Source organism: Streptomyces sp. WAC05292 (assembly GCF_003949955.1).
Classification (GTDB): domain Bacteria; phylum Actinomycetota; class Actinomycetes; order Streptomycetales; family Streptomycetaceae; genus Streptomyces; species Streptomyces globosus.
Genome location: NZ_RPSE01000608.1, coordinates 1 through 2,496 on the forward strand (window position 1 = coordinate 1; position 2,496 = coordinate 2,496).

Consider the following 2,496-nt stretch of genomic DNA (forward strand, 5'->3'; position numbering starts at 1 on the left):
CCGCTGCACCTGGCCGCCTCCCTCGCCCGCTACCCCCACCTCACGCCCGCCGAACGCGCCGGAGCCGGCCGCGCCGCCCTCGCCCTGGGCCGCCTCGACCCCGCCGACCCGGCCCTCGACGGCATCGACTTCGCGACCTGGCTGGGCCGCCACGGGCAGAGCCCGCGCACCGTCGAGGCCCTGTGGGACCTCATCGGCGTCGCCACCCTCAACGCCACCGCCGACCGCTCCTCCCTGGGCCTGGCCGCCATGGTCTTCAAGACCGGCCTGCTCTCCGGCAACGGCTCCGCCGACATCGGCTGGGCCCGCGTCCCCCTCGGCCACCTGCACGACACCCTCGCCCGCGCGTCCCTCGACGCCGCCGGCGTACGCACCGAACTGCGCGCCCGCGCCACCTCGCTCACGCGCGCCGCGGACGGCGCCTGGCAGGTCGCCACCGAGGACGGCATCCTCGACGCGGACACCGTCGTCCTGGCCGTCCCCCAGCGCGAGGCCCACGCCCTGCTCCCGCCCGGCGCCCTCGCCGACCCCGACCGGCTCCTCGACATCGACACCGCGCCGATCCTCAACGTCCACGTCGTCTACGACCGCAAGGTGCTCCGCCGGCCGTTCTTCGCCGCGCTCGGCACCCCCGTCCAGTGGGTCTTCGACCGCACCGACTCCTCCGGACTGCCCGACGGCGGCCAGTACCTCGCCGTCTCCCAGTCCGCCGCCCAGGACGACATCGACGAACCGGTGTCCGTCCTGCGCGCCAAGTACCTCCCCGAACTGGAGCGCCTCCTGCCCGCCGCACGCGGCGCGAAGGTACGGGACTTCTTCGTGACCCGGGAGCGGACCGCCACGTTCGCCCCCGCCCCCGGCGTCGGCCGGCTCCGCCCCGGCGCGCGGACCGACACGCCGGGCCTCTATCTCGCCGGTGCGTGGACCGCCACCGGCTGGCCCGCGACCATGGAGAGTGCCGTCCGGAGCGGATGGGACGCGGCGCACGCCGCGCTCACCGCGCTCGGCCGCCACCGCGCCCACCCCCTGACGGAGGCGGCATGACGATCATCAGCACGAACGGCAGCGCAGCACGCACAGGAAACAGAGGAGAGCCAGTGAACCCGGGGAACCCGGCTGTCGAGAACACGGATGCCGGCAAGGCGGCGGCGCAGGCGGCCGCGGCGGACACGCTCGCCCTCCTGGAGCGCGGGCGCACGCTGTCCACCCCCGTGCTCCGCGCCGCGGTCGACCGGCTCGCCGCGCCCATGGACACCGTCGCCGCCTACCACTTCGGCTGGATCGACGCCCACGGCAACCCGGCGGACGGCGACGGCGGCAAGGCCGTCCGCCCCGCCCTCGCCCTGCTGTCCGCCGAGGCCGCGGGAGCCCCCGCCGAGGTGGGCATCCCCGGCGCCGTGGCCGTGGAACTCGTCCACAACTTCTCGCTGCTGCACGACGACCTGATGGACGGCGACGAGCAGCGCCGCCACCGCGACACCGTCTGGAAGGTCCACGGCCCCGCCCAGGCCATCCTCGTCGGCGACGCCCTCTTCGCCCTCGCCAACGAGATCCTGCTGGAACTCGGCACCGTCGAGGCGGGCCGCGCCACCCGCCGCCTGACCACCGCCACCCGCAAGCTCATCGACGGGCAGGCGCAGGACATCTCCTACGAGCACCGCGAGCGCGTCAGCGTCGAGGAGTGCCTGGAGATGGAGGGCAACAAGACCGGCGCCCTCCTCGCCTGCGCCGTCTCCATCGGCGCGGTCCTCGGCGGCGCCGACGACCGCACCGCCGACAAGCTGGAGGAGTACGGCTACCACCTCGGCCTCGCCTTCCAGGCCGTCGACGACCTCCTCGGCATCTGGGGGGACCCCGAGTCCACCGGCAAGCAGACCTGGAGCGACCTGCGCCAGCGCAAGAAGTCCCTCCCGGTCGTCGCCGCGCTCGCCGCGGGCGGCCCCGCCGCCGAGGAACTCGGCGAACTCCTCGCCGCCGACGCCAAGAGCAACGACTTCGAGAACTTCTCCGAGGAGGAGTTCGCCGCCCGCGCCGCCCTCATCGAGGCGGCCGGCGGCCGCGCCTGGACCGCGGAGGAGGCGCGCCGCCAGCACGCCGTCGCCATCCGGGCCCTCGACGGTGTCGACATGCCCCAGCGGGTCCGCGACCAGCTGACCGCCCTCGCCGACTTCGTCGTCGTACGCAAGAAGTGACCGCCACCCTCGTCACCCGGGTACGGATATGACGCGCGAGTCGCCGGCCGGCGCCCTCACCTGAGCGGCGCCGGCCGACGGCAGACCCCAGCACAGCAGAAGCCACTGCACGTTTAGGGGAAGCCATGACAGCGACGACCGACGGCACCGGCTCCCGGGACGCCGATCCGGAGGACACCACCACGGCCCCGCCGCCCGCCGGCGCGGCCCGTACCGGCCTGCGCGCCGGCGGGCGGCGGGGCCGTGGTGGTGTCCTCCGGATCGGCGTCCCGGGAGCCGGTGCCGTCGGTCGTCGCTGTCATGG

General features: G+C 75.2%; 2 protein-coding genes. Both read left to right on the forward strand.

Features of this window, described 5'->3' with window-relative positions; all coding sequences use genetic code 11:
- On the forward strand, window positions 1-1,044 hold a 1,044-nt coding region (gene hpnE / locus EF903_RS31575; RefSeq protein ID WP_125548400.1), incomplete at its 5' end, for a hydroxysqualene dehydroxylase HpnE.
- Between the two features lie 53 nt (window positions 1,045-1,097).
- Window positions 1,098-2,192, forward strand: coding sequence for a polyprenyl synthetase family protein (locus EF903_RS31580; RefSeq protein ID WP_390335314.1), 1,095 nt, complete (start codon window positions 1,098-1,100; stop codon window positions 2,190-2,192).
- Window positions 2,193-2,496 lie beyond the last annotated feature (304 nt).